At 71.0% G+C, this 14,142-nt stretch carries 13 protein-coding genes; 7 read left to right on the plus strand and 6 right to left on the minus strand.

Annotation, left to right across the window (positions count from 1 at the left end):
* Positions 1 to 29 precede the first annotated feature (29 nt).
* Genes QE374_RS06035 through QE374_RS06045 form a run of 3 tightly spaced genes read right to left on the minus strand, consistent with a single transcriptional unit; the run spans position 30 to position 3,045 of the window.
* A complete protein-coding gene (locus QE374_RS06035) occupies positions 30 to 1,079 on the minus strand; it encodes an iron chelate uptake ABC transporter family permease subunit (RefSeq protein WP_309733056.1) in 1,050 nt (349 codons plus the stop codon).
* Positions 1,076 to 2,119 (minus strand): iron chelate uptake ABC transporter family permease subunit, encoded by a 1,044-nt coding sequence (locus QE374_RS06040; protein WP_309733058.1) that lies wholly within the window; start codon positions 2,117 to 2,119, stop codon positions 1,076 to 1,078. Before QE374_RS06040 ends, QE374_RS06035 begins: the two co-directional genes overlap by 4 nt.
* Complete coding sequence (locus QE374_RS06045) at positions 2,116 to 3,045, minus strand: iron-siderophore ABC transporter substrate-binding protein (RefSeq protein ID WP_309733060.1); 930 nt, start codon at positions 3,043 to 3,045, stop codon at positions 2,116 to 2,118. Before QE374_RS06045 ends, QE374_RS06040 begins: the two co-directional genes overlap by 4 nt.
* A 568-nt stretch (positions 3,046 to 3,613) precedes the next feature.
* On the opposite strand from QE374_RS06045, the gene QE374_RS06050 reads away from it, so the two are divergent.
* Entirely contained in the window at positions 3,614 to 4,294 is a 681-nt protein-coding gene (locus QE374_RS06050; protein WP_309733061.1) for a DUF5979 domain-containing protein, read from the plus strand.
* A 215-nt stretch (positions 4,295 to 4,509) separates the two neighbouring features.
* Positions 4,510 to 5,844, plus strand: a complete 1,335-nt coding sequence (locus tag QE374_RS06055; protein ID WP_309733063.1) for an MFS transporter — start codon at positions 4,510 to 4,512, stop codon at positions 5,842 to 5,844.
* Here QE374_RS06055 and QE374_RS06060 read toward each other — a convergent pair.
* Positions 5,819 to 6,682 (minus strand): Lrp/AsnC family transcriptional regulator, encoded by an 864-nt coding sequence (locus QE374_RS06060; protein ID WP_309733064.1) that lies wholly within the window; start codon positions 6,680 to 6,682, stop codon positions 5,819 to 5,821. The genes QE374_RS06055 and QE374_RS06060 overlap by 26 nt on opposite strands.
* Entirely contained in the window at positions 6,615 to 6,794 is a 180-nt protein-coding gene (locus tag QE374_RS16100) for an AsnC family transcriptional regulator (protein WP_396653325.1), read from the minus strand. The genes QE374_RS06060 and QE374_RS16100 overlap by 68 nt, the downstream gene beginning before the upstream one ends.
* 88 nt (positions 6,795 to 6,882) lie before the next feature.
* Here QE374_RS16100 and QE374_RS06065 point away from each other — a divergent pair, with 88 nt between their 5' ends.
* Together QE374_RS06065 and QE374_RS06070 are read left to right on the plus strand one after the other, a co-directional pair.
* Positions 6,883 to 8,301 carry a M28 family peptidase gene (locus tag QE374_RS06065; protein ID WP_309733066.1) on the plus strand — a complete coding sequence of 473 codons (1,419 nt, stop codon included), beginning with the start codon at positions 6,883 to 6,885 and terminating at the stop codon, positions 8,299 to 8,301.
* Positions 8,301 to 9,332, plus strand: coding sequence for a hypothetical protein (locus tag QE374_RS06070; protein WP_309733069.1), 1,032 nt, complete (start codon positions 8,301 to 8,303; stop codon positions 9,330 to 9,332). The genes QE374_RS06065 and QE374_RS06070 overlap by 1 nt, the downstream gene beginning before the upstream one ends.
* 162 nt (positions 9,333 to 9,494) lie before the next feature.
* Here QE374_RS06070 and QE374_RS06075 read toward each other — a convergent pair whose 3' ends face one another.
* A complete protein-coding gene (locus tag QE374_RS06075) occupies positions 9,495 to 10,778 on the minus strand; it encodes a nucleotide disphospho-sugar-binding domain-containing protein (protein ID WP_309733071.1) in 1,284 nt (427 codons plus the stop codon).
* Positions 10,779 to 10,833: 55 nt separating this feature from the next.
* Between QE374_RS06075 and QE374_RS06080 the strand changes: the two genes are divergently transcribed.
* From QE374_RS06080 to QE374_RS06090, 3 genes are all read left to right on the plus strand, one after another.
* Entirely contained in the window at positions 10,834 to 11,487 is a 654-nt protein-coding gene (locus QE374_RS06080; RefSeq protein ID WP_309733073.1) for a hypothetical protein, read from the plus strand.
* 2 nt (positions 11,488 to 11,489) lie between these two features.
* The gene (locus QE374_RS06085; protein ID WP_309733074.1) at positions 11,490 to 12,143 is read left to right on the plus strand and encodes a helix-turn-helix domain-containing protein; all 654 of its coding nucleotides are present in this window, start codon (positions 11,490 to 11,492) and stop codon (positions 12,141 to 12,143) included.
* A gap of 338 nt (positions 12,144 to 12,481) precedes the next feature.
* Entirely contained in the window at positions 12,482 to 14,128 is a 1,647-nt protein-coding gene (locus QE374_RS06090) for a sugar transferase (RefSeq protein ID WP_309736638.1), read from the plus strand.
* The last annotated feature ends 14 nt before the right edge of the window (positions 14,129 to 14,142 follow it).

A 14,142-nucleotide genomic window follows, 5' to 3' on the forward strand; every position in this document is an offset into this window, starting at 1 on the left:
TAAGGCGAGGGGCGGGTGGATGCGGGGACTCAGGCACGGCGACGGATCTCCTGGATGATCGTGACGACGAGGTAGATGCCGCCGAGCGTGACGGTGACGACACCGGCGGGCAGCACGACGGGAAGCAGGTGCTGCGCGATCACGTCGGAGGCGAGCAGCAGCAGCGCGCCGACGAGGGCGGCGAGCGTGAGAGAGAGGTACGGCGTGCGCGCGAGACGCCGCGCGATCTGCGGCGCCGCGAGCGCGACGAAGGCGATGGGGCCGACCACGGCGGTGGCGATCGAGACCAGGCCGACGCCCAGCAGCAGTGCCGTGCTGCGCACGAGGGCGGGGCGTGCCCCGGTCGCGGCGGCGACGTCGTCGCCGAGGTCGAGCTGGCGCAGCCGCGGCACGAGCACCGCGGCGGCGATCAGCAGCGGAACGGCGCAGGCGAGCGCGCCGCCGAGCGCAGCGGCGGTGATGCCGATGAGCGAGCCGGCTCCCCAGGCGGACGCGAACATCGCGGTCTCGAGTTCGACCTGCAGGAGCATCCACGTGTTCAGCGAGGCGAGCATGGCCGAGATGCCGATGCCGATCACGATGAGCCGGAAGCCCTGCACGCCGCCGCGTCGGGCGAGGGCACCGATCACGAGCGCGACGCTCACGCCGCCGACGACGGCACCGATCGTCAGAGCGGGCCAGCTGCTCGACACGAGGGTGAGGGTCAGCAGCATGCCGGCGAACGCGCCGTTGGACAGACCCAGGATGTCGGGGCTCGCGAGCGGGTTGCGCGTGACGGTCTGGAAGAGCGCACCGCTGACGGCGAGCAGCGCCCCCAGGGCGACGGCCGCGAGGGTGCGGGGCAGCCGCCACTCGAGCACGACGGTGCGATCGAGGTCCGTCCCGCCCCCGGCGAACGCGGTGAGCACCTGCCCCGGATCGAGCGCGTACGAGCCGAGACCGAGCGAGACGACGGCGAGCGTGCCCACGGCCGCGGCGAGCGCCATCCCCACGACCACGCTTCGCGCGCGCAGGCGGATGCGGAATCCCCGGTATCCGACCTCGAGCCGGCGGTAGCCGGCATCCGCGAGCGCACTCATCCGAGCCCGCTCACGCGACGGCGCATCGCCAGAGCGATGAGCACGGGCGCGCCGACGAAGGCCGTGACGATGCCGGCCGGCATCTCGGCGGGGGCGATGAGCACGCGCCCGAGCACGTCGGCCGCGAGCACGACGACCGGTGCGAGCACCACCGAGACACCCAGGATGACGCGCTGGTCGACGCCGAACACCCACCGTGCGACGTGCGGCACCATGAGCCCGACGAATGCGATCGGGCCGACGAGCGCCGTGGCCGCGCCCGCGAGCAGGGTGACGGCGATGACGACGAAGACCCGGATGCGGCGCACGTTCGCTCCGTGGGACCGGGCCACGTCGTCGCCGAGGGCCAGCGCGTTGAGTCCCGGCGCGACGGCGAACGCGATGATCAGGCCCACGGCGATGAAGGGGACGATCGCGACGAGCGCGTCGGCTCCGGCGCCCAGCAGGCTCCCGGCGTGCCAGCTGCGCATGGCGTCGAAGGCATCGGGGTTGCTGAGCGTCATCCCCGTGACGAGCCCCGAGAACACGGCTCCGAGCGCGACGCCGGCGAGGGTGAGCCGGATCGGGTCGGCGCCCCCGCGCCCCGACGAGCCGATGAGGTACACGCCGAGCGTCACGACGAGAGCCCCGGCGAAGGCGAGCCAGACGAAGGATGCGGGATCCCGCATCCCGAGGAACGCGACACCGAGCGCGACGGCGAACGCCGCGCCCGCGTTGACGCCGAGGATGCCGGGATCGGCGAGCGGGTTGCGCGTGAAGGCCTGGATGAGGGCCCCTGCGACGCCGAGGGCCGCACCCGCGGCGATGCCGGCGAGCGTGCGCGGCACGCGCAGTTGCCACACGATGTACTGCGATTCGGCGGTGCCGCCGCCCGCGAGCGTGTCGAGGACGACGCGGGGCGACAGCGGGTTGGCACCGAGCGCCAGCGACAGCAGGACCGCGGCGACGAGGGCGCCCACGAGCGCGAACGCGCCCACGGCGACGCGCAGGCTTCGAGGCCGTGCGCGCCGCCGTGAGCGGGCTGCGAGAGTGAGGGTCACCGAGCGTTCGAGAGGTACTTCTCGATGTCGTCGAGCACCTTCATCGCGCCCTTGGGTCCGACGCCGGAGACCCAGTAGCTGGTGTCGACCAGAGTGACGTCAGGGAACTCCGCGGCGTTCTGCGCGATGGCGGCGGGAATCAGCGAGGTGTCGGCGACGTCGGTCGCGGTCACGAACACGTGGTCGGCCTTCGCCTGCAGGATGTTCTCCGGCGAGATGTCGGCCTGGATGCCGTCGGCCCAGTCCTGGTCGGGAATGGTGAAGCCGACGCACTCGAGCAGGCTGCCCGCGAAGGAGGTGGGACCGTACAGGCTCAGCGTCGTCTCGTCGCGGGGACGGATCAGCTGCGCGGTCTGGCCGTCGACGGCGTGCTCCTTGCCGATCTCGTCGCAGCGCGCGTCGACGTCGCCGAGGAGCGTCTGGACCTCGTCCTCGTGTCCGAGCGCGTCGCCGATCAGCAGGGCGTTGTCGCGCCACGGGTCGGCCTGGGTCGCGATGAACACGGTCGGCGCGATCGCGCTGAGCTGGTCGTACAGCTTCGAGTGGCGCGCCTCGGTGCCGAGGATGAGGTCGGGCTTGAGGGCCGCGATCGCCTCGAGGTCGGGCTCCGGCACGGTGCCGACAGGTTCGACCCCGGAGGCGTCGAGGTAGGCGGGGATGCCCGACACGTTGCTCGCGACGGCCGCTCCCACCGGGGTGATGCCGAGCGCGACGGCCGTGTCCAGCTCGAGCGGCTCGAGCGTCACGACCCGCTGCGGGTCGGCGGGGACCTCGGTCGTGCCGCGCGCGTGCGTCACCTCGTGGGTGGAGGCGGCGGCCGGAGTGGATGCGGCGGGCTCGGCGGATGCGGCGGAGCAGCCGGCCAGGCCGAGAGCCGCGACCGCGGCCAGCGCGAGGGCAGCGAGGGAACGGGGACGAGCGGGCATGCGGCCGCCTTTCGGGTGATGCGTTCGGGACCCCGCCGTCGCGCCGCGACGAGCAGGTAAGCACAGCCTAACCAACCTTGCCGCCCACTCTCGACCTCCATCCACACCCCGCCCCGCGACGTCTGCACGACCGGTCGCCCGCCAGGCACCCCATCGGGCACGGGCGCCCCCACCTGCACCACTCGCCGTGCAGACGTCGCGGCATCGACGTGCCGGACGCCGCGACGGTGGGCGAATCGGCGGGTGAAAACGCGGCATCTCCGGCATATGGCGGCGCGGGGCGGGGTTACGTTCACGTCGCCGGACGCACCCGACGCACCGGCTGAAGATTTGCTCCGGACTGGGGGGCAGCGGGGTGGGGCAGCGACGCCCCACCCCACTGGACTCGTCGCCCCCTCCCCCGGCGGCCCCCTGCCCTCGCCCGCCGCGGCAGGATCCAGCTGGCATCCGTGGGCGGTCAGCGTGCACATGATCGATGCCGGCCTCGTCGCCGACGTGACGTTCACCGTCACGAAGCGCATCGCCGCGGGAAGCCCGGCGCCGCTGGCGGGTCAGACGTTCACGATCGATGTGGGCGCCGCTGCAGCTGACCGACGGCCAGACGGTGGACGGCCCGCAGAACCTGCGTGTCAGCACGGTCGTGCAGGTGCGCGAGGTCGCTCCGACCGGACCCGCCGACGCCACCTGGCAGACGCCGGTGTTCAGCGGCACCGGCGTGACGCCCGGTCAGCCGGCGACCCTCACTATCGGCACCGCGGGCGAGGTGCACGTGCTGCTCGAGAACCCGACCGAACCGAGCGACGGGCAGTTCTCGCTGCTGAAGGACGTCACGGGTCCGGGTGAGCCGCTGCTCGCTCCGGGCACGGTGTTCCCCGTCACCTACAGCTACCCCGGCCAGCCCGGCGGAGCCCAGCCGGTGAACCTGACCAACGGCACCCCGTGGTCCTCCCCCGCGCTCCCGACGGGCACCGTCGTGACGGTGACCGAGGGTGCTCCCACCGGCGGCCTGCCGAACGGCGCGAGCTGGGTCACGCCCTCGCTCGAGATCGACGGCGTCGACACGCCCAACGGCGCGACGTTCACGATCGGCGCCGACAGCCGCGTCGCGGTGGTCGTGGACAACCCCACCGACGTCACTCCGAGCGAGGTGCCGTGGGCGGCCGGCGGTGTGGCCGCGGTGATGCTCCTGCTGGGCGCAGGAATCGTCATCCTGGCCGGGTGGCGTCGCCGCACCCGAAGCGGTCACTGACCCACCCTCCCTCACGCCCGCAGGCGCCCTTTTCAGGGCCCTGCGGGCGTGACCGTTCCCGGGGCAGCGCTTCTCCCCAGCCTCCGCAGGCCGCCCACGAGCACAGCGAAGCGAAGCGCCACGCTCGTGACGAATACGGGGATGATGCGCTCACGCCACGACGAATAGCACTGCTGCGACCCGACCGAGGCGAAGGAACCGCTTAGCATCCGGGGATGATCAGGATGCGGGCGAGGACTCGATTCGGATATGCGCTGGGAGGTATCGCCTCCGGCACGTACGGCACTGTGCCGGGACTGATCCTCATGCCCTATCTCACGGATCTTCTCGGGGTCGAGGCGGCGATCGCCGGGCTCATCGTGTTCATCCCGAAGGCGTGGGACTTCTTCCTCAACCCGATCGCCGGCCGCGTGTCCGACCGGTCCCCCCGCCCGGACCGGCGCCGCCCTTTCCTCTTGCGAGCCGGCGTGATCCTGGCGCTCACGTTCGCCGCCATGTTCTTCGGCCCCAGCGCACCCCCCGTCGCCGGCGCGCTCTGGGTGCTCGCACTCTTCGTCGCATCGGCGACGGCGTACGCGTTCTTCCAGGTGCCCTATCTCGCCCTCTCGGCGGAGATCACCGACGACTACGGCGAGCGGACACGCCTCGTCACCTGGCGTGTGATCGTCTTCACCCTGGCGATCCTTGTCTCCGGCGCCGCAGCGCCCGCACTGGTCGAGGCGGCGGGCGGACTCGCCGGCTATCGGATCATGGCGGGGGCGATGTCGGCACTGATCCTCGTCGGCACCGTCGGCGTGTGGTGGGGCACCCGAGGCGCCGCCCGCGTGCGCAGCGAGCCTGCCGGCGGGCGCCTGCGCACACAGCTCGCCGCCGTGCTGGGAAACCCGGATGCCCGGCTTCTCGTCATCCCCTTCGTCCTGCAGGCGATCGCCATGGGGATGGTGCTCAGCGGTGTCATCTACGTCGCACGACATGTGTTCGGCGACGCCTCCCTGGCGACGACCTGCTTCGTGTGCTTCGTGGCCCCGGCCATCCTGCTGACTCCGGTGTGGGCGGCGATCGGGCGGCGCCTCGGAAAGCGCAACGGATTCGCGGCCGCCACCGTGGTTCAGATCACGGGCTTCATCGGACTGTTCGCCGCGGCCGGCACCGGGCAGGGGGTCCTGCTCGCCGCCGCCGCTGTCGTCGGAGTCGGCTACGCCGGCGGCCAGCTCTTTCCTCTCGCCATGCTTCCGGACATCGCCGCCGACGACGCGAAGCGTTCCGGACTGAACCGGATCGGGATGATCGCCGGGGTGTGGTCGGGATTCGAACTCCTCGGCTACGCGCTGGGTCCGGCGCTGCTCGGGGCGACGATGAGCATCGGCGGCTACGTCGCCTCCACGCAGATCGATCTCCCGCAGACGGATGCGGCCAAAGCAGCGATCGTCATCGGCGTCTCCCTCGCCCCCGCACTCCTGTGCGCCGTGAGCCTGGTGCCGCTCTCGCGCTACACGCTGGATGCGCGACTGCGGCGAGAGGCACTCACCATTCGACCGGAATCCGTCTGATCGAACGCCCCTCACCGTCGAGGAGATGGCCGTTGCGTTTCCACGTGCGCAGCACGGTCCACCGGTCGGCGACCTCGACGGCGGCGGCGTCCTGCCAACGATGCTCGATGGACGGCAGGGCGGTGAGGGTCCGCATCCGCACACTCGCGAACACGGGCGACGGACCGACGACGACGCCGGCCCGGTGCGTCTCGGCGAGCAGACCCGCACGATCCGCTGCGGCGTCGACGTCTCGGGCGCGTGCCCACAGCACGGCCGCGCGCCCGAGACCCGCCGCCGACATGGCGAGGTCGCAGCCGAAGCGGAGAACCCCGGCGGCGATCGCCCGATCGAGGGTTCGGCGCATCGTCGGCTCCGACACGCCCAAGCGTCTGCCCAGAGTGAGCACCGCGAGCCGCGGATCATCGGCGAGCGCCGCCGCGATCTCCGCGGTGACCTCGGGCGACGGCGGGCGCACGTCGCGACGCGCTCCTGCGGGTGCGACCAGCACGCGCTGCTGCGCGCGCGAGAGGGCCTGCAGTCGCCACGTCGAGTCCTCCTGCGCGATGGATGCGGCGACGTCGGCACGCCGGATGCCGGCGCCGAGCCCGGCGATCGTGCGCACGCGCGCGCCGATCGCCTCGAGTCCGCCCGACTCGGCGACGACCGCCAGGACGCCCGCGGACGTCTCGTCGAGAGCGATCACCCAGGGCATCAGAGCGATCGCGTCGCGTGCCGTCGCATCCGCATCCATCAAGACGAGCGCGACATCGGTCGTTCGCGCCCACCGTTCAGGTGTCGGCCAGATCGTGGTCCAGGCGAGCCCGCCCGCGCGCAGGTCCTGCCAGTGGCGGGTCACGGTTCCGGTGTCTGCTCCGACGGCGGGCGGCGATCCGCGCCCACGGCGCCCGGGCGTCGATCTGCAGCGCGTGGACGATGGCGAGGTCGAGTTCGCTGAGCGAGTCGGGCATACGACGAATATTCTCACGGGCAACGCATTCGGTGACGAATACAGGGCATCATCTCTGCGAATGACGGACTCTACATACCGTTGTCCGTATGACGATGACGGAATCGGCGATGATGGACACGATCCGAAGTCTCGTCGCCCTCGCTCCTCGCGCCACGGGAACCCCGGGAGGCGATGCGGCGGCCGACTACGTTCGGGGCCGCTTCGAACGCGCGGGCCTCGCGACCCAAGAGCTGCGCGTTCCGTCCTTCCGATGGGAGGCGAGCGAGTGCCGACTCGAGCTCGGCAGTGAGACGATCGAGTGCGCGCCCATCCTGCATTCGGGCCTCGTGTCGCACGAGTGGACCGGAAGCGCCTCCCACCGCCTCGTCGCCCGCGTCGTCGACATCGGATCCGGCCGGGTGGCGGCACACGACGTGCGCGGCGCGATCGTGCTGTTCGATCTCACGTTCGACATGACACTGGCGCACACTCTGCCTCTCGCGCGCTACATCCACGATCCGAACCGGCGGATGCTGCGCCGCGACGTGCTCGCCGGCCGCAATCCTTACGTGACCTCGCTCGCGCGGGTGATGCGCGATGCGGCGGCGGCGGGCGCGGTGGGCCTCATCGGAGTCCTGCGCGATTACCCCGACTCGCGCAGGTATCACAACGAGTACTACCGCCGCACACTGTTCTCCCTGCCGGGCGTATGGGTGACGCGCGCCGAGGGGCGGCGGCTCCGGCACCTGATCGATTCGTCACCGTCCGAGGCGGCTCTGACGCTCACCGTCGAGCGTCGCAGGGTGACCTCGCGGAGCGTGATCGGCGTGTTGCCCGGGCGCACCAGGGATGCGGTGATGGTGCAGTCTCATCACGACTCCGTCGGTCCGGGAGCGGTGGAGGATGCCTCGGGCACGGCGGAGGTGATCGCGTTGGCCGAGCACTTCGCCGCGCGCGACCCCGCGATGCGGGCAAAGACGCTGATCTTCGTGACGTTCGACACGCATTTCACCGGGTATCAGGCGCATCAGGAGTTCGCACGACGTTTCGTGCTCTCGCGCGGCGCGCCGTGGCGCATCGTTCTGAACACGACCATCGAGCACATCGGCCTGCGTGCCCTGGAGGGCGCCGACGGCGGGTTCGCCGACACCGGCGAGACCGAGCCGCGGGGAATCTTCCTGAACGTGAACCCCGCCTTCGCCCTGCGGATCGCACGCGCGGTGCGCGAGAACGGCATGCACAGCACGACCCTGTTGGACGCGACGGCGCTCGAGTTCTTCGCGAACGGCATCCCCACCGATGCGTCGTTCACTCTGGTCAGCGGCGTTCCGACGGTGAGCCTGATCTCGGGGCCGCTGTACCTCTACGACGACGCCGACACGATCGAACGCATCGACCGCACGCAGCTCGTGCCGGTCGCGCGGTTCTTCGCGCGCATCATCGACGACGCGGATGCCCGCCGAGGCGGTCTGCTCGGATTCATCCCGCGTCGCCTGCGGCAGCTCCTGCCCCGCGGGCGCTGGTGATGCGCCACGGCACGACCCGCCGCGTCGCCTTCCCCGCCACCGGCATCGACGGGTCACTGCAGCAGCAGACGGGTCTCGTGCATGTTCCGCACCTGCCGGCTCCGGCGACCGGCTTCCCGATCGCGGTCTACGGCCATATGACGACCGGCGGCGGTCCCCGTTCCGCGCCGAGCACGGCGGATCCGACGCATCCGGAGTGGCGCCGGATGTCGCAGGGCGATGTCCTGTGCGACGCGCTGCTCGCGCGGGGGATCGCGGTGCTCCGCCCGGACTACGAGGGGATCGGCGGTCCCGGCATCCACCCGTATCTGATAGGCCCGTCGCTGGCCGAGTCCATGATCGCGATGGCGCGCGCCCGCACGCTCTTCGCGGCTCCCCTCGGTGACACGTGGCTCGCGGCGGGGCATTCGGAGGGCGCCGTCGGCGCGTTGTGGGCGTCGGTCTCCCCCGAGCCCGACGAGCGTTCTCGTCTGGTCGGAACGTGCGCTTTCGCGCCGGTCACCCGGATGGATCTCAGCATCGGCGCAGCGCTGCGAGTGCCGATCACGGCACCCGGCAGCGGCGTTATCTCCGCATTGATCGGGCTCATGGTGCGCGGCGCAGCCACGGTCGACGCCGACCTTGCGCACTTGTGTGCGGGCGACGGGCTGAGTGCGCGTGCCCGGGCGCTGTGGCCGGGCCTCGGCAGTCTCTCGCTCACCGAGCTCGCGCGCCGCTCCTCGTGGGGCGGCATCGCGCCCGCGGCGATTCTCGGAACCTCGGGAGGAGAACTCCGCTCACGCTTGCTCGCGTCCTTCCGCGAGAACGACGTTGCCGCATTGCGTGGCTTTCGCGCGCCGGTGCGGGTGGATGCGGCGGCCTTCGACGAGGTGGCGCCTGCTCCCCTCACCGGCGCGCTCCTGCGCCGGTACCGGCGGGCGGGCGTCGATATCACCTCGCACTGGTGGCCGACGCACCACTCCGGCACGATGCACGCGCGGTTCGCGCCTTCCCGCGCGGCCGCCTGGATCGCGGAACGACTCGGTCATTGAGCGAGCCGACTGCGAGACGAAACGCCCCCACCCTCCCCGGTCGTTGAGCGAGCGCGGCGAGACGAAACGCCCACCGGTCGTTGAGCGAGCCGCAGGCGAGACGAAACGCCCCCACCCTCCCCGGTCGTTGAGCGAGCCGCAGGCGAGACGAAACGCCGGGCTTCATGCCCAGAGCATCGCCTCCACGTCGTCCACGAGCGCCGGCGCACCGCCCGCCATCGCGATCCGCTCGCCGATCCGACGGGATGCGGCGGCGAACCGAGGATCGGCCAGCACACGGTCGACGGCGCGGGCGATCTGCGACGGCGACGGCCGGCCGGTGCCGAGACTGAGACCGGCGCCGGAGAACTGCACGCGCGCCGACGTCTCCACCTTGTCCTCGCTGTCGCCGGCCACGACGATCGGCACCCCGTGGCGCATGGCCTGGTGCAGCCCGCCGTAGCCGCCGTTTGTGACGAAGACGCTCGTGCGCGGCAGCAGCCGGTCGTAGGGCAGGTAGTCCGCGGCGAACGCGTTGCGCGGCAACGGCGGCAGATCGGATGCGGCCCGACCGCCGGCCGTGAGCACCACTTGCACCGGGCGGTCGGCGAGGGCCTGCAGCGACGGACCGATGAGCTCCGAGAAGTCGGTGTTCGCAACGGTCCCCTGCGTCACGTGCACGACGGGCACGTCCGGGTCGAGGCGGTCGATGAGCTCCCCCGCGGATCCGCTGGATGCGGCGGGCGCCGCCATCGGGCCGTAGAAGCGGAGGTGTGCGGGCGCGTCGCTGCGCGGGTACTCGAACTCGGCGACCGTGAACTGCGCGAGCAGATCGCTGCGCGCGAGAACGTCCATGAAGAAGGCACCGTCGAGCCCCGGGGCGTCGAGCCGGGCGAGCAGGTCGTCGAGCGCGCGATGGGCGCCCGACAGCACCCAGCGGGCTGAGCGGTTGAGCACCGCATCCCGCATCCGTCCGATGGCACGCCAGCGCGCCGGCACGATACCGAGCCCGTAGGGCGGGCAGTCGCGGCTGGAGAACCCGGCGGGACCGACACCGCACATGACGACGAGCGGCCGTTCGGATGCGGGGCGCGCGAGCAGCCCCTGCACGCCGAGGAACGTCATGTCATGGAACACGACGTCGACGGGCTCTTCCGCGAGGAGGGCGTCGAGCTTCTGTGCGGCGGGCAGCGCCGGGCGCACGAAGGCCTCCTCCACACCGGCGTTGATGGTCGCGATGCCGCGGTTGCGCCCGGTGGCGCCCACGGAGTCGAGGGTGTCCGCCTCGGCCGGGAGGGCGACGAAGTCGACGCCGGCAGCCCGCACGCGCTCCGCGTAGCGCGAGCCCGTCAGCATCCGCACCCGCCACCCGCGGCGCAGCAGCTCCCGCCCGACGACGAGCATCGGGTCGACGTGGCCCACGGCGGGCATCGCGCAGAGCAGCGCGGACCGATTCGTAATTGACATGTCCGCCACACTAATGGATATTGAGGCACACCAACAGATCCGGGGAGGACCGATCATGAGCACAGTAACCACGCGGGCGACCACGAAGCATCCCGCCTTCGCCGAGACGGACGCGAGGGCATGGGCGCGATGGGGCGGCGGCCTGGTCGCGGCGGGCGGCGCACTCCTGCTCGCGGCGACCGTGGTCGAGGTCGGGCTCCGCACCGAACCGACCGGGCCGGCCCTGCCGCTGTTCGCCGTGCTGTTCCTGGCGAGCGCGGCGATCCTCGCCGCGGCGATGCTGCCCCTCGCGTTGGGCACGATGGCGGCGAACGGGATCACGGGGAGCCGGGTGCGGGGAACCTTCGCGCTGCTCGGCTTCGGGGCCGTGTTCCTCGCGAATCAGCTCGTCTACTACGTGATGACCTACGGCACGCCGGGCGGCGCGGACGCGGCGCTCGGATGGCTGCCGCTCACCCTCGGGATCGTGCAGCTCGTGCTCCTGATCGTCGGCGCCGTGGGGGCCGTGCGTGCCGAAATCGCGACCGGCGCGGCGCGGTGGGCACTGCTGGCGCTGGCTGCGGTCGTCGCCGTCACCGGCGGGATCGCCTCGGCGAGCGATGACGTGGCGACCGTCACGATCGCACTCGTTTCGTCATGCGTGGCGCAGATCGTCGTCGGCGCGGTGTTCCTGGCTGCGCGTCCGGCCGCGAGCGGCGGTACGGTCTGAGGATGCCCCGCGCGTACCACTCCCCCCGCCGCGAGGCCGAGGCGGCGGCGACGCGGGCCGGCATCGTGGCGGCGGCGGCGAGGCTGTTCATCCGAGATGGCTACGCGGCGACGTCGATGAAGGCGATCGCCGCGGAGGCGGGTGTCTCGGCGCAGACGGTGCAGCTGCACGGCCCCAAGCACGCCCTGCTCATCGCCGCGTTCGAGACGTCGTTCGCCGGCGACGAGGGGACGCACTCGCTCACCGAGCGTCCCCTCATCGCCGAGATCATGGCCGAGCCGGAGTTCGAGACCGCGCTCGATCGCTATGTCGCGTTCCTCACCGAGGCGAACCGGCGTTCGGCGGCGATCGTGCAGGCGATGATGGCGGCGGCGGATGCGGACGCCGCGGCTCGCGCGGCCTACCTCGAGCTCGAGGAACGGCGCCAGCGCGACATGCGACTGAGCGCGGGGTGGTTCGCCTCGCGGGGTCGCATCCCGGAAGCGGCGGTGGATGTCGCGGCGGACGTGCTGGGGCACCTGACGGGGCCGGCGACCTACCTTCACTTCACGCACGCCCGCGGATGGTCGGACGATCAGTACGCGGCGTGGGTCGCCACCCAGCTCGCCCACCTCGCCGACGCCCTCCCGCCCGCCGGAAACCCCTCCGTTCGTTGAGCGAGCGCAGCGAGACGAAACGCCCCACACCCTCCCGTTCGTTGAGCGAGCGCAGCGAGACGAAACGCCGCACACCCTCCCGTTCGTTGAGCGAGCGCAGCGAGACGAAACGCCCCCACCACGCAGAACTACTCACCCGCGGCCAGATTGCAACACGTCCCCATTCCCCGCCGGATCAGGACAGTATGTGCTTGTCCCCCATTCGGTGGACTGTGTCCAACGAACCGATCACCGTAACATCGCACGCAGAGACGCGCCCCATGAATCCAGATGAATCACCCGACACATCACCGTCACATTCACCTGATAACGTGCGGCCCGTCAGCAAGGCACGACTGATGAAGGGGGAGGATGTGTCGACCGATTTCGAGGTCGACGCGACGACGGAGTCGCGGATAGCGAAGAACGCGTCACCGTCTCTTCCCGACCATTTCTTGCTCCCCAAGACTCCGGCAACGGCTCAGCAGCCCGTCATCTCGGATGCGGCCCGCCAAGCCCTGACGACCGGCACCGTTCAGACCCACGACCGGACGCCGAAGAACTGGCGCCGCGGGTATCAGCGCCGCCTGTGGGTCAGCGACCTGCTCGCGGTCGTCTGGGTGGTCTTCGGCACCCAGATCGCCTGGTTCGGCCTCGGCAACGCCCAGCTCGTCATCGCCCACGACTCTCGCTGGACCGACCTCTCTTATTGGGTGTTCTCCGCCATCCTCGTGATCATCTGGATGGGCGCCCTGTCGTGGAGCGACTCCCGCAGCCCCAGAGTGTTCGGCACCGGCTCAGCAGAGTACGTGCGCATCGCGGATTCGAGCCTGCGCCTGTTCGGCGGCGTCGCGATCATCGCTTTCCTGTTCCAGATCGACCTGGCGCGAGGATTCCTGCTCATCAGCTTGCCGCTCGGCATCCTCGTTCTCCTCGTCGTGCGCTGGCTCTGGCGGCAGTGGCTCATCGCCCAGCGGTCGGTCGGCGAGTACGCGGCCCGGGTGCTGCTGGTCGGCTCGGTCGAGTCGGTGGCGAACATCGCTCGTGAGCTCGCCCGCACGCCGAGCGCCGGCTACAAGGTGGTCGGCGCGTGCACTCCGACAGGCAAGGTCGGCGCGCTCGTGCCGGGAACCGACATCCCGATGATGGGAAGCGTGAACGCGGTGGACCGCGCCATGGAGCGCGCCGGCGCCGACACGGTCGCGGTCACCAGCACCGACGAGCTGCCGCCCACGAAAGTGAAAGAGATCTCCTGGGGGCTGCAAGCCGGCCGCCAGCACCTGGTGCTCGCGCCGAGCATCGTCGATATCGCAGGCCCGCGCCTGCACACCCGCCCCGTCGCCGGACTCCCCCTGATCCACGTCGAGACGCCGCGCTTCAGCAAGGGCCAGCTCTTCCTGAAGCGCACCGTCGATATCCTCGCGAGCACGATCGGCGTGGTCCTGCTCAGTCCTGTTCTCGCCTTCCTCGCCATGAGCATCCGTCTGTCGTCGGAGGGCCCCGTGCTCTTCCGGCAGACGCGCATCGGACGCGGCGGTCGCGAGTTCACGATGCTCAAGTTCCGCTCGATGGTCACCAACGCAGAGGAGCTGCTCGAGAATCTGCAGCGCCAGCGGCGCGAAGAGGGCATCGATTCGGGCAACGAAGTGCTGTTCAAGATGAAGAACGACCCGCGCGTCACGCCCATCGGGCGCGTCATGCGCAAGTTCAGCCTCGATGAGCTGCCGCAGCTATTCAACGTGATCGGCGGCTCGATGTCGCTGGTCGGGCCGCGCCCGCCGCTGCCGAACGAGGTCGAGCAGTACGCCACGCACGTGCACCGCCGCTTCCTCGTGAAGCCCGGCATCACCGGCCTCTGGCAGGTGAGCGGCCGCTCCAGCCTCTCGTGGGAAGAGACCGTACGTCTCGACCTCTCCTACGTCGAGAACTGGTCAATGCTCGGCGACTTTGTCATCCTCACCAAGACCGCCAAAGCCGCACTCGCCCCCGGCGAGACGGCGCACTGATCTCCATCGTGAGA

It is taken from the genome of Microbacterium sp. SORGH_AS_0428, assembly GCF_031453615.1.
Classification (GTDB): domain Bacteria; phylum Actinomycetota; class Actinomycetes; order Actinomycetales; family Microbacteriaceae; genus Microbacterium.

Bases quoted from the DNA above. Each gene is read 5' to 3' on its own strand.
- QE374_RS06035 (WP_309733056.1), bottom strand. From the start codon at position 1,079: ATGAGTGCGCTCGCGGATGCCGGCTACCGCCGGCTCGAGGTCGGATAC.
- QE374_RS06045 (WP_309733060.1), bottom strand. From the start codon at position 3,045: ATGCCCGCTCGTCCCCGTTCCCTCGCTGCCCTCGCGCTGGCCGCGGTC.
- QE374_RS06080 (WP_309733073.1), top strand. From the start codon at position 10,834: ATGAGCACAGTAACCACGCGGGCGACCACGAAGCATCCCGCCTTCGCC.
- QE374_RS06085 (WP_309733074.1), top strand. From the start codon at position 11,490: ATGCCCCGCGCGTACCACTCCCCCCGCCGCGAGGCCGAGGCGGCGGCG.
- QE374_RS06070 (WP_309733069.1), top strand. From the start codon at position 8,301: ATGCGCCACGGCACGACCCGCCGCGTCGCCTTCCCCGCCACCGGCATC.
- QE374_RS06065 (WP_309733066.1), top strand. From the start codon at position 6,883: ATGACGATGACGGAATCGGCGATGATGGACACGATCCGAAGTCTCGTC.
- QE374_RS06055 (WP_309733063.1), top strand. From the start codon at position 4,510: ATGATCAGGATGCGGGCGAGGACTCGATTCGGATATGCGCTGGGAGGT.
- QE374_RS06050 (WP_309733061.1), top strand. From the start codon at position 3,614: ATGTGGGCGCCGCTGCAGCTGACCGACGGCCAGACGGTGGACGGCCCG.
- QE374_RS06075 (WP_309733071.1), bottom strand. From the start codon at position 10,778: ATGTCAATTACGAATCGGTCCGCGCTGCTCTGCGCGATGCCCGCCGTG.
- QE374_RS06090 (WP_309736638.1), top strand. From the start codon at position 12,482: ATGAAGGGGGAGGATGTGTCGACCGATTTCGAGGTCGACGCGACGACG.
- QE374_RS16100 (WP_396653325.1), bottom strand. From the start codon at position 6,794: ATGCCCGACTCGCTCAGCGAACTCGACCTCGCCATCGTCCACGCGCTG.